Origin of the sequence: Caulobacter sp., assembly GCF_035254145.1 — a bacterium.
Lineage (GTDB): Bacteria > Pseudomonadota > Alphaproteobacteria > Caulobacterales > Caulobacteraceae > Caulobacter.
On sequence record NZ_DATFAV010000351.1, the window covers coordinates 14,060 to 38,541 of the forward strand.

21 protein-coding genes and 1 pseudogene are annotated in these 24,482 nt (G+C 68.6%); 9 read left to right on the forward strand and 13 right to left on the reverse strand.

The genetic code is table 11. The features are described 5' to 3' along the window. A pseudogene (locus VJ655_RS21165) lies at window positions 1–117 on the forward strand (hypothetical protein); the annotation flags it as partial. A 5-nt stretch (window positions 118–122) separates the two neighbouring features. Here the strand turns inward: VJ655_RS21165 and truA are convergent. Both truA and fmt read right to left on the reverse strand, forming a co-directional pair. Then, window positions 123–866, reverse strand: coding sequence for a tRNA pseudouridine(38-40) synthase TruA (truA, locus tag VJ655_RS20715; RefSeq protein WP_324114445.1), 744 nt, complete (start codon window positions 864–866; stop codon window positions 123–125). After that, the gene (fmt, locus tag VJ655_RS20720) at window positions 866–1,792 is read right to left on the reverse strand and encodes a methionyl-tRNA formyltransferase (protein WP_324114447.1); all 927 of its coding nucleotides are present in this window, start codon (window positions 1,790–1,792) and stop codon (window positions 866–868) included. Before fmt ends, truA begins: the two co-directional genes overlap by 1 nt. A 98-nt stretch (window positions 1,793–1,890) precedes the next feature. On the opposite strand from fmt, the gene VJ655_RS20725 reads away from it, so the two are divergent. Then, on the forward strand, window positions 1,891–2,229 hold the full coding sequence (locus tag VJ655_RS20725; protein WP_324114448.1) for a cell surface protein: 339 nt from the start codon (window positions 1,891–1,893) through the stop codon (window positions 2,227–2,229). Between the two features lie 127 nt (window positions 2,230–2,356). On the opposite strand, the gene dapD is transcribed toward VJ655_RS20725, so the two are convergent. The 9 genes from dapD to VJ655_RS20770 form a co-directional block, all read right to left on the reverse strand. Beyond that, a complete protein-coding gene (dapD, locus tag VJ655_RS20730; RefSeq protein ID WP_324114450.1) occupies window positions 2,357–3,217 on the reverse strand; it encodes a 2,3,4,5-tetrahydropyridine-2,6-dicarboxylate N-succinyltransferase in 861 nt (286 codons plus the stop codon). Then, the gene (locus VJ655_RS20735; protein ID WP_324114452.1) at window positions 3,214–3,891 is read right to left on the reverse strand and encodes a pyrimidine 5'-nucleotidase; all 678 of its coding nucleotides are present in this window, start codon (window positions 3,889–3,891) and stop codon (window positions 3,214–3,216) included. The genes dapD and VJ655_RS20735 overlap by 4 nt, the downstream gene beginning before the upstream one ends. After that, complete coding sequence (argB, locus tag VJ655_RS20740) at window positions 3,888–4,814, reverse strand: acetylglutamate kinase (RefSeq protein WP_324114454.1); 927 nt, start codon at window positions 4,812–4,814, stop codon at window positions 3,888–3,890. The genes VJ655_RS20735 and argB overlap by 4 nt, the downstream gene beginning before the upstream one ends. A gap of 71 nt (window positions 4,815–4,885) precedes the next feature. Then, complete coding sequence (locus VJ655_RS20745; RefSeq protein ID WP_324114456.1) at window positions 4,886–5,164, reverse strand: SemiSWEET transporter; 279 nt, start codon at window positions 5,162–5,164, stop codon at window positions 4,886–4,888. Then, the gene (locus VJ655_RS20750; RefSeq protein WP_324114458.1) at window positions 5,164–5,631 is read right to left on the reverse strand and encodes a response regulator; all 468 of its coding nucleotides are present in this window, start codon (window positions 5,629–5,631) and stop codon (window positions 5,164–5,166) included. Before VJ655_RS20750 ends, VJ655_RS20745 begins: the two co-directional genes overlap by 1 nt. 18 nt (window positions 5,632–5,649) lie before the next feature. Further along, window positions 5,650–6,744: a histidine kinase dimerization/phosphoacceptor domain -containing protein gene (locus VJ655_RS20755; protein WP_324114481.1), complete on the reverse strand. Its 1,095-nt coding sequence runs from the start codon at window positions 6,742–6,744 to the stop codon at window positions 5,650–5,652. A gap of 221 nt (window positions 6,745–6,965) precedes the next feature. After that, window positions 6,966–8,003, reverse strand: a complete 1,038-nt coding sequence (locus VJ655_RS20760; protein ID WP_324114459.1) for a sulfate ABC transporter substrate-binding protein — start codon at window positions 8,001–8,003, stop codon at window positions 6,966–6,968. 120 nt (window positions 8,004–8,123) lie between these two features. Continuing rightward, on the reverse strand, window positions 8,124–9,584 hold the full coding sequence (locus tag VJ655_RS20765) for an OprO/OprP family phosphate-selective porin (RefSeq protein ID WP_324114461.1): 1,461 nt from the start codon (window positions 9,582–9,584) through the stop codon (window positions 8,124–8,126). 369 nt (window positions 9,585–9,953) lie between these two features. Then, window positions 9,954–13,211 (reverse strand): autotransporter outer membrane beta-barrel domain-containing protein, encoded by a 3,258-nt coding sequence (locus VJ655_RS20770; RefSeq protein WP_324114463.1) that lies wholly within the window; start codon window positions 13,209–13,211, stop codon window positions 9,954–9,956. A 164-nt stretch (window positions 13,212–13,375) separates the two neighbouring features. Here VJ655_RS20770 and VJ655_RS20775 point away from each other — a divergent pair, with 164 nt between their 5' ends. Beyond that, window positions 13,376–14,800, forward strand: a complete 1,425-nt coding sequence (locus VJ655_RS20775; RefSeq protein WP_324114464.1) for a sensor histidine kinase — start codon at window positions 13,376–13,378, stop codon at window positions 14,798–14,800. Between the two features lies 1 nt (window position 14,801). Here the strand turns inward: VJ655_RS20775 and VJ655_RS20780 are convergent, their stop codons facing one another. Continuing rightward, window positions 14,802–16,553: a PAS domain-containing methyl-accepting chemotaxis protein gene (locus VJ655_RS20780; RefSeq protein WP_324114466.1), complete on the reverse strand. Its 1,752-nt coding sequence runs from the start codon at window positions 16,551–16,553 to the stop codon at window positions 14,802–14,804. 330 nt (window positions 16,554–16,883) lie between these two features. On the opposite strand from VJ655_RS20780, the gene pstC reads away from it, so the two are divergent. Genes pstC through phoB form a run of 5 tightly spaced genes read left to right on the forward strand, consistent with a single transcriptional unit; the run spans window position 16,884 to window position 21,935 of the window. Next, the gene (pstC, locus tag VJ655_RS20785) at window positions 16,884–18,317 is read left to right on the forward strand and encodes a phosphate ABC transporter permease subunit PstC (RefSeq protein ID WP_324114468.1); all 1,434 of its coding nucleotides are present in this window, start codon (window positions 16,884–16,886) and stop codon (window positions 18,315–18,317) included. Then, window positions 18,310–19,608 carry a phosphate ABC transporter permease PstA gene (gene pstA, locus VJ655_RS20790; RefSeq protein WP_324114470.1) on the forward strand — a complete coding sequence of 433 codons (1,299 nt, stop codon included), beginning with the start codon at window positions 18,310–18,312 and terminating at the stop codon, window positions 19,606–19,608. The genes pstC and pstA overlap by 8 nt, the downstream gene beginning before the upstream one ends. Before the next feature lie 58 nt (window positions 19,609–19,666). Then, window positions 19,667–20,509 carry a phosphate ABC transporter ATP-binding protein PstB gene (gene pstB, locus VJ655_RS20795; protein WP_414647016.1) on the forward strand — a complete coding sequence of 281 codons (843 nt, stop codon included), beginning with the start codon at window positions 19,667–19,669 and terminating at the stop codon, window positions 20,507–20,509. Window positions 20,510–20,531: 22 nt separating this feature from the next. Next, window positions 20,532–21,224, forward strand: a complete 693-nt coding sequence (phoU, locus tag VJ655_RS20800) for a phosphate signaling complex protein PhoU (RefSeq protein ID WP_324114474.1) — start codon at window positions 20,532–20,534, stop codon at window positions 21,222–21,224. A gap of 18 nt (window positions 21,225–21,242) precedes the next feature. Beyond that, window positions 21,243–21,935: a phosphate regulon transcriptional regulator PhoB gene (gene phoB / locus VJ655_RS20805; RefSeq protein WP_099444094.1), complete on the forward strand. Its 693-nt coding sequence runs from the start codon at window positions 21,243–21,245 to the stop codon at window positions 21,933–21,935. Window positions 21,936–21,939: 4 nt separating this feature from the next. Here phoB and VJ655_RS20810 read toward each other — a convergent pair whose 3' ends face one another. Further along, window positions 21,940–22,878, reverse strand: a complete 939-nt coding sequence (locus VJ655_RS20810) for a LytTR family DNA-binding domain-containing protein (protein ID WP_324114477.1) — start codon at window positions 22,876–22,878, stop codon at window positions 21,940–21,942. A gap of 226 nt (window positions 22,879–23,104) precedes the next feature. On the opposite strand from VJ655_RS20810, the gene purD reads away from it, so the two are divergent. Then, window positions 23,105–24,388, forward strand: coding sequence for a phosphoribosylamine--glycine ligase (gene purD / locus VJ655_RS20815; RefSeq protein WP_324114479.1), 1,284 nt, complete (start codon window positions 23,105–23,107; stop codon window positions 24,386–24,388). Window positions 24,389–24,482 lie beyond the last annotated feature (94 nt).

Consider the following 24,482-nt stretch of genomic DNA (forward strand, 5'->3'; position numbering starts at 1 on the left):
AATCCTCCCCCTAGCGGGGGAGGTGGCCGAAGGCCGGAGGGGGAAGTTTTTGCGGCCACGCCTCTTCCCCCTCCGTCGTCTCATCGAGCCGACACCTCCCCCGCTAGGGGGAGGATTTGATTTCAGTCTCCGTACCCTACACCCACCAAGTAGAGTCCATCCGCCGGAGCCACCGGCCCGCAGGCGCGACGATCCCTCGCCTCCAGCGCCGTCTTGACGTCGTCCACCGTCCAGCGCCCCGCGCCCACCTCGACCAGGGTCCCCGTCATCGAGCGAACCTGGCGATGCAGGAAGGATCGCGCCTCGAAGTCCAGGTGGATCTCCTCGCCCACGCGCCGCACACGGGCGACGTCGAGCGTCTTTACCGGGCTCTTGGATTGGCAGTGCATGTCGCGGAAGGTCGTGAAGTCGTGCAGCCCGACCAGATGCTGGGCGGCCGCGTGCATGGCTTCCGCATCCAGCTCCTTCTTCATGTGCCAGACCCGCCCCTTGTCCAGGGCCGGCGGGGCGCGGCGGTTGAGGATCCGGTAGAGGTAGCGCCGCTCGTTGGCCGAGAAGCGCGCGTGCCAGCCTTCCTCGGCCACTTCCGCCGAAAGGATCGACACCGCCTCATGCGTCAGGTGGGCGTTGAGCGCGTTGGCTACCGTCTCCGCCGGCCAGTCGCGTTCGAGATCGACATGCACGACCTGACCGGTGGCGTGGACGCCGGTGTCGGTGCGGCCGGCGGCGGCGATACGCACGTCCTGGCCGCTGAACGCCTTCACCGCCGCCTCGATCGCCCCCTGCACGGACGGCAGCACGGCCTGGGCCTGGAAGCCATTGTATGGACGGCCGTCGTACTCGACGAGGAGGCGGTAGCGGGGCATCAGGCCAGGACCGTTCCGGCCGGGATCGGGAAGCCGCGCGTGAAGGTCTGGGCGTCCTGGACGCCCTTGCCCTCGCGCTGGGCCCTCAGCAGGCGCACGGAGCCCTGTCCGCAGGCGATCAGCAGGTCGTCGTCGAGCGCCGTCCCCGGGGCGCCCGACGCGGTCTCGACGCGCGAGAGCAGGGCCTTCACGCGGACGGGACCTTTCTCGGACGGCGCTTCGAACCAGGCCCCTGGGAAGGGCGACAGGCCACGGATGTGGCGGTCGACCTCGGCGGCCGGTCGGGTCCAGTCGATGCGGGCCTCGGCCGACTTGATCTTCTTGGCGTAGGTGACGCCTTCCTCGGCCTGGGGCGTCTCGTGGACGCCGCCGCGCTCGATCGCGGCCAGGGCTACGGGGAGGAGGCGCGCGCCCGTGGCGGCCAGCTTGTCGTGAAGGCTGGCGACGGTGTCGTCATCGGCGATGGCCACCTGCTGCGACATCAGGATCGGGCCCTCGTCGAGCCCCTCGCTCATCCGCATGATCTGGACGCCGGTCACCGCGTCGCCGGCCATGATCGCCCGCTGGATTGGCGCGGCGCCCCGCCAGCGCGGCAGCAGGCTGGCGTGCAGGTTGAAGCAGCCCAGGCGCGGCGCCTCCAGCACGTCCTTCACCAGGATCTGGCCGAAGGCGACGACGACGGCGGCGTCGAGGTCCAGCGCCTTGAAGGCGGCGATCTCCTCGGGGGTCTTCATCGAGACCGGCGTGCGAACCGGCAGGCCCAGGCCCTCGGCGAAGGCGTGGACCGGCGAGGGCTTCAAGTCCTGGCCCCGCCCGCGCGGCGCGGGCGGCTGGGAGTAGACGGCGGCGATCTCGTGGCCCGAGGCGACGAGTTCGGCCAGGCAGGTGACGGCGAAGTCGGGAGTGCCGAGGAAGGCGATGCGCATGGCGGGGGTTTAGACGTCTCCGGCCGTCCCGAAAAGCCGGAGTCGGAACCTGCGCCTTGGCGTTCCGTTATCCAGCCGACCAACTCAGGAGCACGACCATGCGTTCCCAGCTGATGCTGATCGCCGCCGGCGCGGCCGCCCTGTCGCTCGCCGCCTGCTCGCGGGAGCACGCCACCGAGGTCAAGGAGGGCGCCAAGGCCGCCGCCTCCGACATCAAGGACGCCGCCCACGAGATCGCCAACGACCCGGACGTCAAGGAGGCCGGCACGGCGATCAAGGAAAGCACCAAGGAAACGGCCGCCGAGGTCGCCGACCAGGCCAAGGAGCTGGGCGCCAAGGCCGGCCAGGAAGCCAAGGAAGCCGGCAAGGACCTCAAGAAGGACGCCAAGGAGGGCGCGGCCGACAGCAAGAGGCAACTGAACGAAGCGACGAAGTAAAATCCTCCCTCTGATGGGGGAGGTGGCCGAAGGCCGGAGGGGGAAGAGGCGGGGGCGGCAGAACTTCCCCCTCCGTCGTCCTTCGGGCCGACACCTCCCCCGCTAGGGGGAGGATTTAAGCGTGCTCCTAATCCCGCAGCAGGTCGTTGATGCTGGTCTTCGAGCGTGTCTGGGCGTCCACCGTCTTGACGATCACGGCGCAGTAGAGGCTGGGGCCGCCGTTCGGGTCGGGCAGGCTGCCAGGGACGACGACGCTGTAGGGCGGGACCTTGCCGATGTGGACGGCGCCGGTCTTGCGGTCGACGATCTTGGTCGAGGCGCTGATGAACACGCCCATCGACAGCACGCTGCCTTCACCGACGATCACGCCTTCGACCACTTCCGAACGGGCGCCGATGAAGCAGTTGTCCTCGATGATGGTCGGGTTGGCCTGTAGGGGCTCCAGCACGCCGCCGATGCCGACGCCGCCCGACAGGTGGACGTTCTTGCCGATCTGGGCGCACGAGCCGACCGTGACCCAGGTGTCGACCATCGTGCCTTCGTCGACGAAGCCGCCGATGTTCACGAACGAGGGCATCAGAATCACGTTCTTGCCGATGTGGGCGCCGCGGCGGACGATGGCCCCCGGAACCGCGCGGAAGCCGCCGGCCTCGAACTGCGGGGCGTCCCAGCCGTCGAACTTGTTGGCCACCTTGTCCCACCAAGGACCGACCGCGCCGCCCAGCGTGCCCGCGCGCATGACGGTGTTGGGGTTCAGACGGAACGACAGAAGCACGGCCTTCTTCAGCCACTGGTGCGTGACCCACTCGCCGTCGATCTTCTCGGAGACCCGGGCCTTGCCGCTGTCGAGCAGCAGCAGGGCTTCGTCGACGGCGGTGCGGATCGGGCCGCTGGTCGCGACCGAGACGTCGGCGCGGGCTTCCCAGGCGGCTTCGATCTCGGTCTGGAGATCCGCCAAAGAAACGGGGGGGAGGCTGACGGCGGTCATGCGAGACTTCCTTGCAGGCGGGCCGAGCTCAGGAACCCGGCGAGGTCGTTGGTGCGGAAATGGACGTGTTCGGAGGTCGAGGCGGCCGCATGCGGCCCGACCAGCACGGTGGTCATGCCCAGCCGCGCGGCCGGGACCAGATTCTTCTCGCTGTCCTCGAAGAAGGCCGCCTGGGGCGGGCGGACAGCGTGCAGCTTGGTGATCTTGTCGAAGGTCGCCAGCGCCGGCTTGGGCAGGTAGTCGGCCGTCTCGATCGCGAACAGGTCGTCGAACAGGTCGTGCAGGTTCAGGTGGCCCAGCACGCGCTCGGCGTGGCGCAGCGAGCCGTTGGTGAAGATCAACCGTCGCCCCGGAAGCCGCGCGATCGCCTCGCGCAGGGCCGCGTCTGGCGTCAGTCGATCCATCGAGACGTCGTGCACCTCGTCCAGGAATCGCTTGGGCTCGATCCCGTGGTTGGCCATCAGCCCGGCCAGGGTGGTGCCGTGCTCCAGGAAGTAGCGATGCTGAAGCGCGCGGGCCTCCTCGCGGGGAAGGCCCGTCTCGCGTTCCACGAAGTCGGTCATCTTGACCTCGATCAGCCCCATGAACTCGCTTTCCAGCGGGTACAGGGTGTTATCGAGATCGAACAGCCAGGTCTCGACGTGCCCGAGGTCGGGGGAAAGTTCGCCGCTCATCGCGAGATGAGCGTGCCCGCGCCATGTTCGCTGAACAGCTCGACCAGCATGGCGTGCGGACGGCGGCCGTCCAGGATGACCACGGCCTCCACACCGGATTCCACGGCGTGGATGGCGTTCTCCAGCTTGGGGATCATGCCGCCGGTGGCGACGCCCGAGGCGATCAGGTCGCGAGCCTCGTCCAGCGTCATCTGGCGGATCAGTTCGCCATTGGCGTCCAGCACGCCCTTGATGTCGGTCAGCATCAGCATCCGCTTGGCCTTCAGCGCGCCCGCCAGGGCGCCGGCCACGGTGTCGGCGTTGATGTTGAAGGTCTCGCCGGCGGCCGAGACGCCGATCGGCGCGATCACCGGGATGTAGTCGGTCTCGGAGGTCAACAGGGCCTGGATGATGTGCGGGTCGATCTTGGTCGGCTCGCCCACGAAGCCCAGGTCGACGACCTGCTCGATGTTGCTGTCCGGATCCTTGCGGGTGCGGGTGACCTTCTCGGCGGTGATCAGGCGAGCGTCCTTGCCCGACAGGCCCACGCCGCGCACGTCGGCCTCGGCCCCGGCCTGGGTGATCCAGTTGGCGATTTCCTTGTTGATCGCGCCCGACAGGACCATCTCGGCCACTTCCATGGTGGCTTCGTCGGTGACGCGCAGGCCGTCCACGAAAGTCGACTTGACGCCGGCCTTGTCCAGCATGCGGCTGATCTGGGGACCGCCGCCGTGCACCACCACCGGGTGGACGCCCAGCAGCTTCAGTAGCACCGCGTCGGCGGCGAAGACCTTGGCCACCTCTTCCTGGCCCATGGCGTGGCCGCCGTATTTAATCACGACCGTCTCGCGGTCGTAGATCTGGATATAGGGCAGGGCCTCGGCCAGGGTCTTGGCGGTGGCCCACCCTGCTTCTTCGGCGGCTTCTTCGGCGACGTCGTTCAAGTCGGCTGTCCTCGAAGGGAAATTGGGCGCGCTTCGATAGCGGACCCCGCCCCCCCTGTCATCAAAAACGCTCAGCCCTGGCTTCGCCGCTCGAACCGCCACTTCATGGCGAGCACCGCGCCCGACATCAGCAGGCAGGCGATATTGGACGCGATCACAGGCCAGGCGCGGATCAGAATTCCGTACAGGACCCAGCACGAAAATCCTGTAACGGTGACGACATAGGTCCGCAGAGAGACGGCCGAGGCGTCCTGTTCCTTCCAGATCTTGACGATCTGGGGCGCGAAGCTGGTGATCGACAGCAGGGCGGCGACCGTTCCCACGGCCACGGCGACCGACGGCGTGGCCATCAGGCGGTCCGCGGCAGCGTCTGGTCCAATCCCCACAGCTCGACATAGGCCGGAGCCAGGGTCAGGCCCACCGGGGTCGGACCCGGCGCGTGACCTTCCTGCAGGCAGTAGGCCAGGTAGGACAGGGCGGTCTTCACCCCGTGCTCGGAATAGGGCTTGCCGATCACGCCGCAGGCGCCGGCGAAGTCCTGGGGCAGGCGCTTGACGTTGGCGGTCATGAACAGGGCCACGCCGCCGCAGTCCTGCGAGATCTTGCGAGCCACCTCGACGCCGGTCGGGCCGTCGCTGAGATGGACGTCGACGAGGGCGAGGTCGGGATGGAGCTGTTGGGCTAGGGCGACGGCCTCGTCCGAGCTCATGGCGCAACCCAGCGGACGGCAGCCGACCTCCTCGACCAGATGCTCCAGCTCGATGGCCAGCAACATCTCGTCCTCGACGATCAGAACTTCGAGCGCACGCCCGGTCATGGAAACGCTTTTCCTACTTCAATGCGCGCCGTTCACTGGCAGCAGAACGACAACGCGAGCGCCAGGTTCCGCGTCGGTGGTCTCACATTTGGCCTTCAGCTGCTGGCAGAGCAGCTGAATGATGGTTAGACCGAAGCCCGACGCCTTACCGTCCTTGTCGAAACCAACGCCGTTGTCGGTGATTTCGATCCTGAAATCGCCGTTCATGCGGCTGACGCCGACGAAGATCCGCCCGCCGTGACCTTCGGGGAAGCCATGGCGCAGGGCGTTGGTCAGCAGCTCGTTGACCACCAGGGCCAGAGGCGCGGCCTTGGCGGCGGGAATGTCGACCCGCTCCAGGTCCAGCTGTATGGCGATGTCGTCGCGGCCGGCCGAACCCATCAGGTCGGCGACCATGTCGCGGATGAAGGCCGAGACGTCGAAGCGCTCGACGTCCTCGCTCTGGAACAGGCGGCGGTGAACGGTGGCGATGGCGTTGACGCGGCCCAGCATCCCCTTCAGCGAGGCCTTCAACGCCGGATCCGACACCCGCCGATTCTGCAGCAGCAGCAGGCTGGAGATGAGCTGCAGATTGTTCTTCACCCGGTGGTCCACCTCGTGGAGCAGGGCGGTCTTCTGCTCCAGGGCCTGGGTCAGCTCGTGGGTGCGGTCCTCGGCGATCTGCTCGAGATCGTCGCGCCGGACTTCGGTCGCCTTCTTGTCGGTGATGTCCAGCTGCGAGCCGAAGAAATAGACGATCTCGCCGGCGGCGTTGCGCACGGGCGAAACATAGAGGGCGTTCCAGAAGGTCGAGCCGTCCTTGCGATAGTTCAGCAGGTCGATGGCGATGTCCTCGCCCGCCGCGATGGCGGTGTTGATCGCCTGGACGGCCTTCGCGTCGGTTTCGGGGCCCTGCAACATGCGGCAGTTGCGGCCGATGACCTCGTCGCGGTCGTAGCCGGTGAGCTTCAGGAAGGCGTCGTTGGCGAAGATGATCGGATTGTCGGCCTGGGTCGCGTCCGTGACGATCATCGCCATCCGGGTCGCGCGGATCGCCGCCGCGAAAGGGTCGTCGATGCCGTGCCCGGCGGCCAGGCGGTCGCCGGCGCGTCGCGATTCCGAGTAGTCGTCCATGCCTGTGATCAGCTCCACCGCCCCGTGGACGCTCAACGTACTCGATCGTGTCGAGTTCCCAACATAGGTTTCAGGTCCCGCGGGCGGCGAAACGGCGGGAGCTTGGCTGAAGCTCCCGCCGTTGAACGCGGCGACCAGGAGAGGAAGCCGGTGTGGCCGGCCGCCGCGCTGTCCCGGAAATCCGCCCGTGCTTCCCGGAACGGGCGGATTTCGGAGAGGCGTCACTTGGGCTGGTAGATCCGGTCGAACACGCCGCCGTCGGCGAAGTGCGTGGCCTGGGCCTTCTTCCAGCCGCCGAAGGTGTCGTCGATGGTGACCAGCGGGGTCTGCTTGAACTTGCTGGCGTACTTGGCCGCCGCGGCGGCGCTGCGCGGCCGATAGTGGTTCTTGCCGATCAGGTCCTGGGCGAGCGGGCTGTAGAGGAAATTCAGATAGCCCTCGGCCACGGTGCGGGTCTTGTGGCGGTCGACGTTCTTGTCGACCAGAGCCACTGGCGGCTCGGCCAGGATCGACAGCGACGGATAGACGATGTCGAACTTGCCTGGCAGCTCCTCCTGGGCCAGGAACGCCTCGTTCTCCCAGGCCAGCAGCACGTCGCCGATGCCGCGCTGGGTGAAGGTGGTGGTCGCGCCGCGAGCCCCGGTGTCCAGCACCGGCACGTGGTCGAACAGGCTGCGGATATAGGCTTCGGCCTTGGCGGGATTACCGCCCGGCTGCTTCAGGGCCCAGGCCCAGGCGGCCAGGTAGTTCCACCGCGCCCCGCCCGAGGTCTTCGGGTTGGGGGTGATCACGTCGACGCCCGGCTTCACCAGGTCCGACCAGTCCTTGATCTTCCACGGGTTGCCCTTGCGGACCAGGAACACGATCGTCGAGGTGTAGGGCGTGGAGTTCTGCGGCAGGCGTGATTGCCAGTTGGCCGGCAGCAGCTTGGCCTTGGCCGCGATCTCGTCGATGTCGTAGGCGAGGGCGAGGGTGACGACATCGGCCTGCAGGCCGTCGATCACCGAGCGAGCCTGCTTGCCCGAACCGCCGTGGCTCTGGTTGATCACCAGGGTCTGGCCGACCTTCTCCTTCCAGTACTTGGCGTAGGCGGCGTTGATGTCCTTGTAGAGCTCGCGCGTCGGGTCGTAGCTGACGTTCAGCAGGGTGACCGGCTTGCTCTGAGCCTGGGCGAGGCCGCCCGCCATCAGGGTCGCCGCCCCCGCGCCGGCGCCGGCCAGCAGGCCCCGGCGGCTAGGCGATTGGAAGATGTCGCTCATGAGCACGATCCTTTCTGGAGGGTCTGACGACGCGGCGCGGAGAGGCGCGGCGGATGGAGGAGAATGGAAGAGCCGCCCAACCCCGTGATCTTGGCCTTGCGGCGCGGGCGGCCCATGGGACTAGAACGCGAACTGGCTGCGGAAGTTGACCGCCTGGTAGCTCTGGCTGAGCGGGACGAGGCCGCCGGCCGGATCCTTGCGGTCGATGTCCACGTCCAGATAGTCGAGTGAGAACTTGGTTACCGAATTGGGGAACCAATTGAGGCCCGCCGTCCAGATGGTCTGTTCGCCGCCGCGCACGCGGTCGGCCGCCAGGGCGGCGTTTTCGTGGTGGTTCAGGTCGAGCACCGAATAGCGCGCCGCCAGCTCCCAGGCGCCCCACTTGCCCTTCTTCGGGTCGAAGGGGTTGGTGATCGCCGGGGCGTCGAAGGCGAAGTTGGCGGCGTTGTACTTGCGGGCCTCGCCGGTCAGCACCCAGCCGCCCTCGACATACCAGCCGGTGAACTTGGGATCGCTGACCCCCGCGGCCGGATTGCGGCGGTCGACCTTGTAGTCGAAATACTCGCCCTGGATCAGGAGGTTGGCCTTCTGGGCCGCCAGTTCCAGGCCGTAGTGGCGCGCGCCCTTGGCGTCGATGGCGCCCGTGCCGATCAGCTGCTGGCCGTCGACGCGAAGCTCGGGACGGTCCTGGATATTGATCGGATAGGCGCCGCTGAGCGCGGCGGTCTGGGCGGGCGTGACGACGACGCTGGCGTTGGCGCCGACATGGACCAGCCAGTCCTGGCCCTTGAAGGGCGTACCGGCCAGACGAGCCAGATAGCCCAGTTGCTCGTCGAAGGTCTGGCCGTCGCCGACCTTGGCGCCGGTCACCGCGCCCGACAGGATCCAGCGCTCGCCGACGGCTTGGCCCTGCAGGGCGATCCGGCGGTCGGCGCCGGCGAGACCCCGGGCGGCTTCGGCGGGCGACGCCCGCTCCGGGAACAGCGAGCCGTTGGTCGAGGCGGCGTCCTCGAGGCCGAGGTTCGGGGCGAACGCGCCGACGCGAACCTTGAACGGCGCGTAGTTGTACTGGAGGTAGATCTCCTGCAGCACGCCCGAGCCGTCCGTGCCCGAGCCGCCGAAGTCCAGCAGGATCGAGTAGTCGAACACCTTGGCGAACTTGCCGTCGACGCCCAGGCGGGCGCGGCGGAAATTGGTCCCGTTGTTCAGGTCGCGGGCGTTGCCGATCACGGCCGGCAGGCCCTTGTCCTGGAAGTAGTGTGCGGTGTCCAGCTGCATCACCCCGTGCAGGGTGGCGGTGTAGGCGCCGTCGCCGGAGGCGATAGTCGGCTTGCCGCCGGCGATGCTGACGGTCGTGGCGCTCTGGGTGGCGCGGACATCCTTGAAGCTGGCGGCGGTGGCGGCCTTAAGGTCGGCGACCTGCTGCTGCAACGTGGCCAACTGGGCTTCGAGCGCGGCGATGCGGGCGGCGGCCTCGTCCGGCGTCGGCGCCGTCTGGGCCGAGGCCGCGCCGGCGGTCGCCAGCAGGGATACGCCGGCGATCAGCGCGGCGCGAAAGGCGATCTTCGTCTTGGTGATCATGTCTAGTCCCCTCTCGGCGCCGCACGCGGGCCGACCTGCCGAGCTAGGGAAAACCATTATCCCTAGCCCTGAAATAGAGATTGGGAGTGCCGGCCATGAGATTTTCTGAAAGGCGCGGCGGTTCGTTGCCGAACAGGCGCAACGAAACCGCCGTCAAGACAGACGGTTAACTATTAAAGATCCGTTCACGGATAATCGGCGCGTCCTTCGCGGAGGACGCGCCAAACGACGGCGAAGCCCGGAGCTTCGCCCGTCGCTCTAGAGCCTTCTGGTTCAGATGGATCATCTGAATCGGATAAACAGGCTCTAGATCTCATACTTAGAGCGCGTTCGAGCGGTTTAACCGCTCACACTTAAACCTAACGCGCTCTAGAACATGGCGCGACCGGCCAGGCGCAGGTTGTAGCGCTTCTGCTTCTTGGTCGCTTCGACCCCGCCCTCGAGGGCCAGGTACGACATCGGCGTGCCCGCCCGCAGGGCGAAGCCGGCGGTGACCGCGCCGTTCTTGTCGTCCAGCGCCGCCAGGGTGAACGGGTTGCCGCCCTTGAAGCGGGCCACCGTGTCGCCCACCGAGCCGGCCAGGGTCTGGCGATAGCCGACCCGGACTTCGGGACGCCACCAGACGGCCTTGCCGAAGTCGGCGCCGAACACCACGCCCAGCTCGCCGCTGAGGTTGCTGGAGGTGCGCTTGTCGACGCTGAGGTCGAAGCCGTCGCCGCCGCCGCTTTCGGCGCGCTTGCCCTCGCGCAGCCAGACATAGTCCAGCCGGCCCTCGGGACGGGCGAAGAAGCGGCCGAACTTCTGCTCATAGGCCGCGCCCGCATAGGCGTTCGCGGTCAGGCCGTTCCAGTCGGCGGTGTTCTTCAGCACCAGGTCGGCGACGCCATCGCCATTGGCGTCCGGCGCGATGAAGCGACGGTCGCCGGTAAAGAAGCCGTAGCCCACGCCGCCGCCGGCGTTGAGGCGCAGGCCGCCCATCGAGCGACGCCAGTAGGCGCCCGTCTGGACGAACGAGGCGGTGGTCTGCTCGCCGACCTTGGCGACGGTGTCGTGCTCTTCGAGGCTGAGATAGGCCAGGGTCACGCCCAGGGCGCCGCCCGCGTCGCCCATCGCCTCGTAGCCGGCCACGAAGCCGTAGGCCTGGGTGTCGGAGCCCAGGGTCTGGTCGGTGTCGCGGCGGGTCAGCGAGGTGATCTCCTGGACCCAGATGCTGTCGGGTCCATAGCGATCGCCGGGATCGGGACGGATCATGGTCGCGGCCGAGACCTGCTGGTTGACCGATTGCAGGGCCGCGAACAGGCCCTCGCCCTGGTCGGGCAGCATCTGGTCGTAGAGGTCCCGGAAGCCGTCGCGGGTGTTCTGGTTCAGGAACGTTCCGGCCAAGGCCGAATTGGCGCCCAGGGCCGTGAACACGGCGTCGTAGGCGCTGGCCTCGGCCTTGTTGAAGCCGATCTCGGCGGCCGAGCGGCGGCGCACGTCGATATAGACGTTGTTGGCGTCGGCGCGGCTGGTGGCCACGTACAGATAGGGGGACTGGGCCAGGAGGCTGTTGCCGATGGTCCCGACATTGATGTTGGAGCCTTCGATCACCGTGAAGGTGGTCGGCTGCTTGACCAGATTGGCCAGGCGGATGCCCATCTCCGCGCCCGTGGCGATGGTGGTGGCGCCCGAGACGACCAGCTTGGTGTTGGTCCCCGCCGCCGGATCGGCCGAGAACAGCAGCTTGCCGCTGGACCCGACGTTCAGGCTGGTGACGTTGATCGCGCCGGTGTTGAGGATGCCCAGGCTGCCGTTGGCGACCGAGACGTCGAGCTTGCCGTCGCTGTCGGTCAGATTGCCCAGCGCCGTGGCGCCGCCGTCGATCGACAGGCGGTCCTGGCCCGCGCCGAACGACATGCCGCCCACCAGGGCGCCGCTCCACAGGTTCAGGGTGTCGTTCCCGCCGCCGAACATCACGTCGCCGATGGTGGTGGGGGCGATCGTGGTGGTGGTCGTGTCGGCGTTGGTGACCGTGTCGGCGCTCGGGAAGGTGCTGGTCGAGGTGAAGCTGGCGGGACCCGACTGGGTGTAGGTCACGCCCGAATTGTTGGCCCGCAGGTCCAGGGCGATGGTCTTGCCGCCGGCGGTCACCGTCGCGACCGTGCCGTCGGCCTTGTAGGCCGGAGCGGTCAGCGTCGCGCGGATCGAGCCGGTGTTGGTGATGGTCTTCAGCGTTCCGGCCTGGTCGAGGATGGCCACCGCGTCGCCGGTCTCGCCGGTGCGCGAGGCGCTGATCGAGCCGGAATTGGTCAGGGTGGTCGTGTTCGAACCCTCGCCGAACACCACGCCGCGGGCCGAGGCCGTGACGCCGGACGCGGCGTAGGACGAAGCGCTGGCGGCGATGGCGCCACGGTTCAGGAACTGGCTGGCGACCGCGCCGCTGTTGAGGATCGCGCCGGTCGCGTCGGCTTCGTAGCTGGTGGCCGAGATCTGGCCGTCGTTGCGAAGACCGCCGACGAGGGTGGTCGTCCGGCCGCCGCCGGCGCCGATGGAGAGGCCGGTGGCCGAGACGCCGTTATAGACGCCCGCCGCGCTGATCGCGCCCTTGGCCACCAGGCCGAAGGCGTTATCGCCCGTTCCGACCGCGCCCAGGGTCACGTTCTGGCTGGTCGAGCCGATCTGCAGCGCCGGCGCCGAGCCGGACACGCTGATGCTGGAGGAGCCGCTGTTGCTGGAGGTCGTCGTGGTGGTGACGGTGTTGCCGTCTGTCCCGACCTTGGTCGAATAGTTGGCGCCTTGAAGCAGAACGCCGCCGGTCACGTCGCCGGCGACGCGGACCGCCGAGCCGCCCTGCCGCAGGTCGTCGGCGTCGAGCTTGTTCAGGGCGTCGATCGTGGTCGGGCGCGAGGTATAGCGATAGCCGGTGGCGCTGGTGGCTCCTTGCAGAACCAGCGGCCCGTTGATGTTCGAATCGATGGCCTGGGCGACCGCGCCAGAACCCTGGACATTGATCGAGCCGCCCAGGGTGACCTTGCCGGTCACCGGCGCGGCGATCCGCACGCCATAGGCGTTGTCGCCGGTGACGCTGATGCTGCCCAGGTTGGTGACGTTCCCGACGATCGGCCCCTCGAGCAGAACGCCCGCCGAGTTGTTGCCTTCGACGCTGATCACGCCGGCGGCGTCGCTGACGATGTCGCCGGTGAAGGTTCCGGCGTTGGTCAGCCGGATGCCGATGCGGTTGGAGCCCTGGGCGAACGGACCGTCCAGGTCGCCGTCCGAGTCGCTGTCGGTGGGGGTGTAGTCCTCGAGCAGGGAAATGGTGGCCGAGTTGGTCAGGCCGCCGGTCTTGCCGCCGATGATCAGCACGCCGACGCTGTCATTGACCCCGTTGGTCGAGAGCGTGCCGGCGTTGGTGACCTTGTTGTTGCTGTCGATCGTGACGATCGCGCCCGCCGTCGTCGGCTTGATCGAGCCGTCGGCGGTGATCTTGATGTCGTCCGCGGCCGTGCCCGTGGCCGTGCTGGTGGCGATCGGCGTCGTGCGTGCGGTGGAGACCGAGGTCTCCGCCGACGCGGCGAAACCCAGGGCCAGAAGAGGAGCGGCCGCGACCGTCGCGACCAGGACCTTGCGCTGCATTACGAACGACACCTCGATAGAAACCGGCGCACCTAATTCGGGTCACGATGCGGCGAAAATGCGGTGAGTCCCGCCCGCGACACGTACTAAGGCGCCAACCGTCTATCGCATGGCTTGGCGGGGCGCCATATCTGGATCGACGAATCGCCTCTCGCTCGAAAACGGTGAGCCTCCTCATGCCGCTGGCGAACACGCCCCCGGACGGATCCGAAAGCCGCCGCCCGAGCGCCTTGTGGCCCGTCCTGGTCGGTCCCGGAGCGATACTGGCCCTGGCCGCCGCGGGTCTGGCCCAGCCGATCCCCGCCGTGATCGTGGCCGCAGTCGCCGGCGGGGCGGGCTTCTGGCTGTCGCGGCGGTCCGAGGCCTCCGACGTCCCGGCGACGCCTCGGACCGCCTTCGCGCCGACCGTGGCGGCCGAGGAGATTCCGCCCTTCGCGGCCATTCTCGACCGGTTGCCCGACCCGCTGATGGTGATCGCCGCCGAAGAGGCCGACGACCTGACCGGACGCCGCTTCCTGTTCGCCAACGCCGCGGCGCGCGAGCTGTTCAAGATTCAGCACCAGGGCGCCCTGTTGGTCACCGCCGTGCGCAATCCGCGCGTGCTGGAGGCGGTCGACGAGGCCCTGTTCGGCGGCGTCGAGGGCATGATCGAGTTCGAGACGGGCGGAACCCAGGGCCGCGCCTGGCTGGCCCACGCCCGGCCGCTGAAGGACACTCCCGGCCGCTCGCGCCTGGCCTTGCTGGCCTTGCGCGACGAGACCGACGCGCGCCGCAGCGAGCGCACCCGCGCCGACTTCCTGGCCAACGCCAGCCACGAGTTGCGCACGCCGCTGGCCTCGCTGTCGGGCTTCATCGAGACCCTGCGTGGTCACGCCAAGGACGATCCAGGGGCCCGCGACAAGTTCCTGGCCATCATGCTGGCCCAGGCCGAGCGGATGTCGCGGCTGATCGACGACCTGATGAGCCTGTCGCGGATCGAGCTGAACGAACACATCGCGCCGCTGGGCCGGGTGGACCTGGCGATGGCCGCCGTCGACGTGATCGACGCCCTGGCGCCCCAGGCCCAGGAGAAGGCGGTCAGCTTCGATCCGGTCCTGCCGCCGCGTGGCGGGGCCGTGGTCGAGGGTGACCGTGACCAGATCATTCAGGTCATCCAGAATCTCGTCGACAACGCCATCAAGTACACGCCCAAGGGCGGAGCGGTGCGGGTGGAGATTTTCCCCGGAATGGGCGCGGAAGCCGCCGCGGCCCCACGCGACCCGACCGCCGCCCGCATGTCGCTGCTGACCCCCGACCATGACCCGGCCGAGCGCTATGCGGTCCTGCGCGTCACCGATCGGGGACCAGGCCTGGCGCGCGAGCACCTGCCGCGCCTGACCGAGCGGTTCTACCGCGTCGAGGGCCAGAAGAGCGGCGAGCGCTCCGGCACCGGCCTTGGCCTGGCGATCGTCAAGCACATCATGAACCGGCACCGCGGCGGGCTGACCGTCGAGAGCGTCCAGGGCGAGGGGGCGACCTTCGGGATCTACCTGCCCATGGCCAAGGCGGGAGCCAAGCCTCCGCCCACGCCAGCGCCGCCGGCCGCGACCGCCGAGGCCTGATCTAGAACTCGGCCCACTCGTCGGCCTTGATCGCCAAGGCGGCCGAGCCTCGGTGATGGGCGATCGGAGCGCGGACGGGCGCGCGGGCGGCGACGCGGGAGGCTCCACGGCCGGCGCTGGTCGAGAACCGCGCCATCAGGGCGGTCAATTCAACGGCTTCCGTCTTCAGGGTCGCGGACGCGGCGTTGGCCTCCTCGACCATGGCGGCGTTGCGCTGGGTGACCTCGTCCATGCTGTTGACGGCGGTGTTGACCTCCGAGAGGCCGGTCGCCTGCTCGTTCGAGGACTGGGCGATCTCGTGGATCAGGCCATAGATCTCGCCGACCTTGTCGACGATGGTCGACAGCGCCTCGCCGGTGTCGCCGACCAGGCGCACGCCGTGGGCGACCTGGGCCGTGCTGCTGGCGATCAGGGTCTTGATCTCCCGGGCGGCCTCGGCCGAGCGCTGGGCCAGGGCGCGAACTTCCTGGGCGACGACGGCGAAGCCTCGGCCGGCCTCGCCCGCCCGGGCCGCCTCGACCCCGGCGTTGAGGGCCAGGAGGTTGGTCTGGAAGGCGATCTCGTCGATGACGGAGATGATGCTGGTGATCTGGCCCGAGGACTTTTCGATCTCCTCCATCGCCGACACCGCGTCGCCGACGATCCGGCCGGACCGCGTGGCGTCGGCGCGGGCGCCGTCGGCGGCGGCCGAGGCCCGGCGCGCGCCCTCGGCGCTGCGGTTCACCGTCGCGGTGATCTGGTCCAGGGCGGCGGCGGTCTCCTCGAGCGCGGCGGCCTGCTGCTCGGTGCGGCGCGACAGGTCCTCCGAGGCGCTCGAGATCTCCTGGGCCCCGGCCCTGACGCTCTGGGTGGCGTTGGCGACCATGCCCATGGCCTCGTCCAGGGCGGACATGGCGGTGTTGAAGTCGTCGCGGACCTTGGTGAACTGCGGATCGATCTCGCCGGCGATGCGATAGGTGAGGTCGTTGGCGGCCAGGCGCTCCAGGCCCGTGGCGATCTGGTTGATGGCGTGGACGCGGCCGGTCACCACGGTGGCGAACTTGACCACCTTGGTGATGCGTCCGGCGTGGTCGAAGATCGGATTGTACGAGGCCTGGATCCAGACCTCGCGGCCGCCCTTGCCCAGGCGTTTGAACTCGGCGGCGACGAACTCGCCGGCGTTCAGCCGTCGCCAGAAGGCGGCGTAGTCGGGCGAGGCGGCGTAGGTCGGCTCGACGAACATCCGGTGCTGCTTGCCCTGGATCTCCGGCAGGCTGTAGCCCAGCGCGGCCAGGAAGTTGTCGTTGGCGGTGATGATCTGGCCGTCGGGGGTGAACTCGATCACGGCCTGGGCGCGGCCGACCGCGTCCATCTTGCCGTGCTCCTCGGCGGTCTTGCGCTTTTCCTCGGTGATCACGGTGGCGACCTTGACGATGCGCGACACGCGGCCCCGCGCGTCGACGATCGGGTTGTAGGTCGCCTGGATCCACACCTCGGCGCCGCCCTTGCCCAGGCGAAGATATTCGCCGGCGTCGAACTCGCCGCGACCCAGCTTGTCCCAGAAGGCCTTATACGCCGCGCTGGCCGCGTAGTCGGGATCGACGAACAGGCTGTGGCGCTGTCCGATGATCTCGCCCAGCTCATAGCCCATGGCCCGGCAGAAATTCGCATTGGCCGACAGAATCTGGCCCGCGGTGTCGAACTCGATCGTCGCCAACGACCGATCGAGAGCGGCCAGGGTCTGGGCCGCCCGGGCGCTTGAACGCTTGAACATCATTTCCCCTTGCTCCAGGCGAACTTCGCCGCGCCCGAAAAAAGCAACGGATGAGGTCAACGAGTCCTGAATGAATTGACGTTAACGATCTTATCGTGCGCGACTTAAAATGAGTATTCGGATAATCCATTGAATCACTTTGAGAAAGGCCGCGCTCAGGCGCCGTGCGACATATCGCGCGCCCGCTGCCCTTTGGGGCGTGAGCGCCACTCCCGGCCACTGTCGTCAAACTGTCACGGAAACGTCGCATAAGCAGCGCGCCGGGGCGGCAAGATCGGTCCCGGGGAAAGGCGCGCGCCCCGCGCGCTTCGCGCAAGATTAGCCGAACGCATGCTGACCTGGCTCTCGCTCATTGTCCTGGCGCTGTTCTCGGGCGCGGCTTTCGCCGCTGGCCGCCGCCGCGCCGTCGCCGCCGCCGCGGGGCGTCCGCGCGTCCTTCACTCGTTGCCGGATTACTATGGGACCTACGCCGCTCTCTGGGCCGGCGTGCCCGCCGCCCTGCTGCTGCTGCTGGGCGCCATGTTCGGCGGCCGCGTCGAGGACGCGATCCTGCAGTCCACCCGCCCCGCCGCCGTCCAGGCCCTGGAGCCGGACCGTCAGGCGGTCTTCTACAGCGACGCCCACGCGATCGCCGCCAAGCAGGCCCCCAGCGAGGTGACCTATGATGGCGAACTGAAGGTCGCCCTAGACGCCAAGGTCGCCGAGGCCAAGCGCGTGGGGACCCTGCTGAACGTCGGCATGCTGGCCGCCGCCGCGGTGCTGGCCCTGGCCGGCTTCTTGATCGCCTTCCCGCGCATCTCCACCGAATTCCGCGCCCGCAACCGGGTCGAGGGCTGGATCGGCGTGCTGTTGATCGGCTGCTCGGTCGCGGCCGTTCTGACCACCCTGGGCATCGTGCTGTCGCTGGTCTGGGAAAGCTGGCGCTTCTTCCAGAGCGTCTCGCCGCTGTCGTTCCTGTTCGGGACGGAGTGGAGCCCGCAGATCGCCATGCGCGCCGACCAGGTCGCTTCGGCGGGCGCTTTCGGGGCCGTGCCGCTGTTCGCCGGCACCTTCCTGATCATGTTCATCGCCATGCTGGTGGCCGCGCCCGTCGGCCTCTACTCGGCGATCTATCTGTCGGAATACGCCAACCGCACGGTGCGCGGCGTGGTCAAGCCGCTGCTGGAGATCCTGGCCGGGGTGCCGACCGTGGTCTACGGCTTCTTCGCCGCCCTGACCGTGGGCCCGCTGTTCCGCGCCGGCTTCAACGCCCTGGGCGCGGCCCTGCCGCCTGGCCCGATCGCCCAGTACCTGATGGAAGTCCAGAACCAGATGGCCCTGGTGGCCGGGGTGGTGATGGGGATCATGCTGATCCCGTTCGTCTCCTCGCTGTCGGACGACATCATCAACGCCGTGCCGCAGTCGCTCCGCGACGGCAGCTACGCCATGGGCGCGACCAAGTCGGAGACGGTCAAGAAGGTCGTCCTGCCGGCCGCCCTGCCGGGCATCATGGCCGCCATGCTGCTGGCCGTGTCGCGCGCCGTCGGCGAGACGATGATCGTGACCATGGCCGCGGGCCTGCAGGCCAAGATGACGGCTAACCCGCTCGATACGGTCACCACCGTCACTGTCCAGATCGTCACCTTGCTCACCGGCGACCAGGAGTTCGACAGCCCCAAGACCCTGTCGGCCTTCGGCCTGGGCCTCACCCTGTTCGTGGTGACGCTGTGCCTGAACATCATCGCCCTGCGCATCGTCCAGAAGTACCGGGAACAATATGACTGACGCGACCCTCGGCGCGGCCGCCCCGCGCTCCGCCGCTTCGGCAGCCATGCAAGCCCGGCTGAAGAAGCGCCACGCCGCCGAACGGACCTTCAAGGCCCAGGGCTTGGCCGCGATCATCGTGGCCCTGGTGTTCCTGGTTGTGCTGGTCGGCCGGATCGTGGCCCAGGGCTACACGACCTTCGAGGCCCACACCCTCAGCGTGCCGGTCTATCTGAACCCCGACCGCATCGACCGTTCCGACCTCTCCGGCGTCAATTACGACTACATCGTCGCCGAGGCGCTGATGAAGAAGCTGGGCGTGCAGGACGACGATCTGGGCACGGTCTCGACCAAGGTCCAGGATCTGGTGTCGCGCGACTTCGGCTTCCAGCTGCTGAACAAGATCAAGGCCGACCCGTCGCTGATCGGCAAGACGATCGACGTCTCCGGCTCGCTGAAGGCCGACGCCGACCTCTATTTCAAGGGCGAGATCAAGCGCTCGACCGCCGAGGGCGACCGCAAGCTGGACAACCAGCAGCTCGATTGGCTGGACCAGCTGAAGAAGGCCGGCGCGATCAAGTCGGGCTTCAACTTCGCCTTCTTCACCAATTCCGACTCGACCGAGCCCGAGCAGGCCGGCGTGCTGGGGGCGGTGGTCGGCTCGGCCATGATGCTGGTCATCACCGCCCTGATCGCGGTGCCGGTCGGCGTGCTGGCCGCCACCTACCTTGAAGAGTTCGCCCCGAAGAACCGCTGGACGGACATCATCGAGGTCAACATCAACAACCTCGCGGCCGTGCCGTCGATCGTCTACGGCCTCCTGGGCCTGGCCCTGTTCATCAACTGGCTGAACGTGCCGCGCAGCTCGCCGCTGGTCGGCGGCCTGGTGCTGGCCCTGATGGCCCTGCCGACCGTGATCATCGCCACCCGCTCGGCCCTGAAGGCCGTGCCGCCCTCGATCCGCGAGGCGGCCCTGGGCGTCGGCGCCAGCAAGACCCAGACGGTCTTCCACCACGTGCTGCCGCTGGCCATGCCCGGCGTGATGACCGGCGCCATCCTATCGCTGGCCCACGCCCTGGGCGAAACCGCGCCGCTGCTGATGATCGGCATGGTCTCGTTCGTGCCCGGTGTGCCGGAGGGCTTCACCGGCGCGGCGACCGTCCTGCCCGTGCAGGTGTTCATCTGGGAGAACGCTTCCGAGCGGGCCTTCCACGAGCGCACGGCCGCGGCCATCATCGTTCTCCTTGTCTTCATGATCGTCATGAACGCCGCGGCCGTCATCCTGCGCCGCCGCTTCGAGCGCCGCTGGTAGGTTTCACATGACCCAGATCCTGAACCCTCTCGCCACTCCTCTCCTGCGCGGACACGCCATGACCGTCCAAAGCCCCGACGACACCGCCCATACGCCGGTGATCCATACCACCGTGCCTCAAGGCAACGCCGCCGTCCCGGTCGGCGAGCCCAAGATCAAGGCCCGCGACGTCAAGGTGTTCTACGGCGAGAAGCAGGCGCTGTTCGACGTCAACCTGGACATCCCGGCCAAGTCGGTGACCGCCTTCATCGGCCCGTCGGGCTGCGGCAAGTCGACCTTCCTGCGGTGCATCAACCGCATGAACGACACCATCCCCTCGGCCCGCGTCGAGGGCTCGATCGAGATCGACGGCGCCGACGTCAACCTCAAGAGCGTCGATCCGGTGGTGCTGCGCTCGCGCGTCGGCATGGTGTTCCAGAAGCCGAACCCCTTCCCGAAGACCATCTTCGAGAACGTCGCCTATGGCCCGCGCATCCACGGCCTGGCCACGCGCAAGGACGAGCTGGAAGCCATCGTCGAGAGCAGCCTGAAGAAGGCCGGCCTGTGGAACGAGGTCGCCGACCGCCTGCACCAGCCCGGCACGGGCCTTTCGGGCGGCCAGCAGCAGCGCCTGGTGATCGCCCGCGCGATCGCCGTGTCGCCGGAAGTGATCCTGATGGACGAGCCCTGCTCGGCCCTCGATCCCATCGCGACCGCCAAGATCGAAGAGCTGATCGACGAGCTGCGGACCCAGTTCTGCATCGTCATCGTCACGCACTCGATGGCCCAGGCCGCCCGCGTCTCGCAGCGCACGGCCTTCTTCCACCTCGGCAAGCTGGTCGAGAGCGGCCCGACCGAGGAGATGTTCACCAATCCTCGCGACAGCCGCACCCAGGACTACATCACCGGCCGCTTCGGCTGATCCGGCGGGGAGGGACACCGACATGACCGAACATACCGTCAAATCCTACGGCGAAGAGCTGGCCCACCTGACCGCGGAAGTGACCCGCATGGGCGGCATCGCCGAGAGCCAGGTCGCCGACTGCATCGCCGCCATCGCCCGCCGCGACGGCCCGCTTGCCCAGGCCGTGGTCGCCGGCGACGAGCGCCTCGACGCCCTGCAGGGCGAGATCGAGCGCAAGGCCTTTCGCCTGATCGCGCTGCGCCAGCCGATGGCCGTGGATCTGCGCCACGCCGTCGCCGCGCTTAAGATCTCGATGAGCCTCGAGCGCTGCGGCGACATGGCCAAGAACATCGGCAAGCGCGCCCTGATCCTGACCGAGGCCGACCCGATGACCGCCCTGACCCGCTCGATCGAGCGCATGGGCAAGCTGGTGCAGAGCCGGCTGAAGGACGTGCTGGACGCCTACACCACCTCGGACCTGCAGCGCGCCATCGGCGTGTGGAGCCGCGACGAGGAGGTCGACGAGCACTACAATTCGATCTTCCGGGAACTGCTGACCTACATGATGGCGGATCCGCGCACGATCAACGCCTGCGCCCATCTGCTGTTCGTGGCCAAGAACCTCGAGCGCATCGGTGACCACGCCACCAACATCGCCGAGATCATCCATTTCGAACTGACGGGCGAGGAACTGGTCTCCCAGCGTCCCAAGCTCGACGTCGTTGCGCAGTAACAAGAAGGCGGCCCGGAAGTGACTCCCTATGTTCTGGTGGTCGAGGACGAAGACGCCCTGGCCACCCTGCTGCACTACAACCTCGACAAGGAAGGCTATCGCGTCGCCGTGGCCGGCGATGGCGAGGAAGCCCTGACCCTGGCCAGCGAGCGCGCCCCGGACCTGGTCATCCTGGACTGGATGCTGCCCAAGGTTTCGGGCATCGAGGTCTGCCGCCGACTGCGCGGCCGGGCCGAGACCCGCAACGTGCCGATCATCATGCTGACGGCGCGTGGCGAGGAGAGCGACCGGATCCGCGGCCTCGACACCGGCGCCGACGACTATGTGGTCAAGCCGTTCTCGATGGTCGAGCTGACCGCCCGCGTCCGCGCCGTGATGCGCCGCATCCGTCCGGGCCTGGCCGACGATCGCATCACGGTCGGCGACATCGTCATCGACCGCGTCGCCCACCGGGTGAAGCGCAGCGGCAAGGAGATCCACCTGGGTCCGACCGAGTTCCGCCTGCTCGACTATCTGATGCAGCACCCGGGGCGGGTGTTCAGCCGCGAGCAGCTGCTGGACGCGGTCTGGGGCTCGGACGTCTATGTCGAGGCCCGCACGGTGGACGTCCACATCGGCCGCCTGCGCAAGGCGCTGAACGGCTCGTCGGACGGCGACCCGATCCGCACGGTGCGCTCGGCCGGCTATTCGCTGGACCTGGACGCGGCCTGAACGGCTAAAGTCCCAACCGCTTGAGCAGGTCGCCGCGATAGCTGCGGCTGGTCACCAGTTCCGCGCCGCTCTCCATGGTCAGCCGCCAGGAGCCGTCCGAGAGCGGGGCGAAGGCCTTCACCCGAGCCAGGTTGACCAGGGTCGAGCGGTGGCAGCGAGCGAAGAGCTTCGGATCCAGCCGCGCCTCCAGGGTCTGGAGCGTGCTGCGGAGCAGGCCCTCGCGGTCGGACCAGTGGACGACGACATAGTTGTCGGCCGCGCCGAACCATTCGACCTCGGCGATGTCGACGGGCACGCGCCGGGCGCCGCTCATCACGATCAGCCGTTCCTGGGCGAGCGCGGGGACGGCGGTGGCGTGGGTCAGGGCCTGGCGGGCTTCGGCCAGGGCGATTTCCAGGACCTGGGCCCTGGCCCGCTCGTCGGCGGCCCGCCGGCGTTGGTCCACCGCCAGGCCGATGGCGATGATCGCCGTGTACAGCAGCAGGCAGATCGGCAGGCGCGTCAGGGTGCGGACCGCCAGGCTCGGCCCCGGCGCATGGGCCGCGTCGATCGCGGCCGAGACCAGGGCCTCCAGCGGTACGATCAGCACGCCGGCCTGGTAGAGGGCCAGCAGGCCGATCGCGCCGGTCCCGAACCGGCGCATCAGCAGCCAGACCGCGGCGGCCGCGGGAAGCCAGGCGGCATAGATCCCGCCCTGCCAGACCAGCGAGTCGACAACGCCGAGCTCGCGATGGCGCTCGGCCGCGAACCGCCGGGTGAACCAGGCGGCGCAGACCGTGATCGTCAGCCAGCCAAGGGCCGTGAAGGCCAGCGCCCTGACAGGCGTGGAAATCCCGCCCACGCGGACGCCGGCGAGCGGCTGGGTCTCCGGCGCGGGCTCGGGCCCGCGATCCAGATCATGACCATCGGTTGGAACAACAAGGTCGGCCAGGGGGGGCTCCACGGAGTCGGCGGGAAGATCGGGACGTTACCCGAAAAGACGCTGATCATCGCGCCACAAGCCGAGAGCATTTTTAAGACGCGCGGGCGGCGCCGCGGACAGGAGGCGAAAGGCGCGAGTCGAAACGCCAAGCGGGCGGTCGCGGGAAAGGTCCCCCGGCATGCGAATGGGGGCGGCGGGGCGAGCCATGGCTTGACCCCGCCTCGCCCGCGCGTCACACCCCGCGCTCATGGAAAAGCTGACCATCCTCCTCGTCGGGTCCGGCGGGCGTGAGCACGCCCTGGCCTGGAAGATCGCCCAGTCGCCCCTGTGCGGCCGCCTCGTCGCCGCGCCCGGCAACCCCGGCATCGCCAAGGTCGCCGAGCTGCGGAACGTCAAGGCCACCGACGCCGATGGTCTTGTGGCCCTGGCGCGCGAGATCGGCGCGGACCTGGTCGTGGTCGGCCCGGAGTCGGCGCTGGAGGTGGGCCTGGCCGACAAGCTGGCGCAGGTCGGAATCCCGTGCTTCGGCGGCAGCCAGCGGGCGGCCCAGTTGGAGACTTCCAAGGCCTTCACCAAGGACTTCTGCCAGCGCCACGGCTTGCCGACGGCGGCCTACGGCGTGTTCACCGACGCGACCTCGGCCGGGGCCTTCCTCGACACCCTGACGGCGCCGTTCGTGATCAAGGCCGACGGCCTGGCCGCCGGCAAGGGCGTGGTGATCGCCGCGACCCGAGCCGAGGCCGATGCGGCGGTGCTCGACATGCTGGGCGGCCGCTTCGGCTCGGCCGGCGCGCGGGTGGTGATCGAGGAGTTCATGGACGGCGAGGAGGCCTCCCTCTTCGCCATCTGCGACGGCAAGACCGCCGTACTGTTCGGCGCGGCTCAGGACCACAAGCGCGCCTATGACGGCGACGAGGGTCCCAACACCGGCGGCATGGGCACCTATTCGCCGCCGCCCGTGCTGACCCAGGCCCTGATCGACCAGGCCTGGCGCGAGCTGATCGTCCCGACCGTCGAGGGCATGGCCGCCGAGGGCAATCCGTATGTCGGCGTGCTCTATGCCGGGCTGATGCTGACACCCGCGGGGCCGAAGCTCGTCGAGTACAACGCCCGCTTCGGCGACCCCGAGTGCCAGACCCTGATGCTGCGCCTGGAAAGCGACATCGTGCCGATCCTGCTGGCGGCGGCCAAGGGCGAGCTGGCCTCGGCGTCGCCGCCCAAGTGGCGCGACGAGGCGGCGATCTGCGTGGTGCTGGCCGCCGAGGGCTATCCCGACGCGCCCAAGACCGGCGGACGCATCCAAGGCGCCGACGCCGATTTCGGCGACGAGGCGGTGGTCTTCCACGCCGGCACGACCCGCGAGTTCGAGGGCCGGCTGGTGGCCTCGGGCGGCCGGGTGCTGAACGTCTGCGCCCTGGGCGCCACCCTGCACGAGGCCCGCGACGTCGCCTACGCCGCGCTGGGGACGATCAGCCTGGAAGGCGGCTTCTATCGCCGCGACATCGGCTGGCGGGCGCTTAGCCAGCATTAAATCTTCCCCCCAGCGGGGGAGGCGGCCCGAAAGGCCGGAGGGGTGAAGTCCTGCTGAACTTGCCCCTTCCCCTCCGTCGTCTCTTCGAGCCGAC

What these genes read in the sequence shown, in the direction of transcription:
- truA (WP_324114445.1), bottom strand. Translation starts at nt 866, where the DNA reads ATGCCCCGCTACCGCCTCCTCGTCGAGTACGACGGCCGTCCATACAAT.
- fmt (WP_324114447.1), bottom strand. Translation starts at nt 1,792, where the DNA reads ATGCGCATCGCCTTCCTCGGCACTCCCGACTTCGCCGTCACCTGCCTG.
- VJ655_RS20725 (WP_324114448.1), top strand. Translation starts at nt 1,891, where the DNA reads ATGCGTTCCCAGCTGATGCTGATCGCCGCCGGCGCGGCCGCCCTGTCG.
- dapD (WP_324114450.1), bottom strand. Translation starts at nt 3,217, where the DNA reads ATGACCGCCGTCAGCCTCCCCCCCGTTTCTTTGGCGGATCTCCAGACC.
- VJ655_RS20735 (WP_324114452.1), bottom strand. Translation starts at nt 3,891, where the DNA reads ATGAGCGGCGAACTTTCCCCCGACCTCGGGCACGTCGAGACCTGGCTG.
- VJ655_RS20745 (WP_324114456.1), bottom strand. Translation starts at nt 5,164, where the DNA reads ATGGCCACGCCGTCGGTCGCCGTGGCCGTGGGAACGGTCGCCGCCCTG.
- VJ655_RS20750 (WP_324114458.1), bottom strand. Translation starts at nt 5,631, where the DNA reads ATGACCGGGCGTGCGCTCGAAGTTCTGATCGTCGAGGACGAGATGTTG.
- VJ655_RS20755 (WP_324114481.1), bottom strand. Translation starts at nt 6,744, where the DNA reads ATGGACGACTACTCGGAATCGCGACGCGCCGGCGACCGCCTGGCCGCC.
- VJ655_RS20760 (WP_324114459.1), bottom strand. Translation starts at nt 8,003, where the DNA reads ATGAGCGACATCTTCCAATCGCCTAGCCGCCGGGGCCTGCTGGCCGGC.
- VJ655_RS20765 (WP_324114461.1), bottom strand. Translation starts at nt 9,584, where the DNA reads ATGATCACCAAGACGAAGATCGCCTTTCGCGCCGCGCTGATCGCCGGC.
- VJ655_RS20775 (WP_324114464.1), top strand. Translation starts at nt 13,376, where the DNA reads ATGCCGCTGGCGAACACGCCCCCGGACGGATCCGAAAGCCGCCGCCCG.
- VJ655_RS20780 (WP_324114466.1), bottom strand. Translation starts at nt 16,553, where the DNA reads ATGTTCAAGCGTTCAAGCGCCCGGGCGGCCCAGACCCTGGCCGCTCTC.
- pstC (WP_324114468.1), top strand. Translation starts at nt 16,884, where the DNA reads ATGCTGACCTGGCTCTCGCTCATTGTCCTGGCGCTGTTCTCGGGCGCG.
- pstA (WP_324114470.1), top strand. Translation starts at nt 18,310, where the DNA reads ATGACTGACGCGACCCTCGGCGCGGCCGCCCCGCGCTCCGCCGCTTCG.
- pstB (WP_414647016.1), top strand. Translation starts at nt 19,667, where the DNA reads ATGACCGTCCAAAGCCCCGACGACACCGCCCATACGCCGGTGATCCAT.
- phoU (WP_324114474.1), top strand. Translation starts at nt 20,532, where the DNA reads ATGACCGAACATACCGTCAAATCCTACGGCGAAGAGCTGGCCCACCTG.
- purD (WP_324114479.1), top strand. Translation starts at nt 23,105, where the DNA reads ATGGAAAAGCTGACCATCCTCCTCGTCGGGTCCGGCGGGCGTGAGCAC.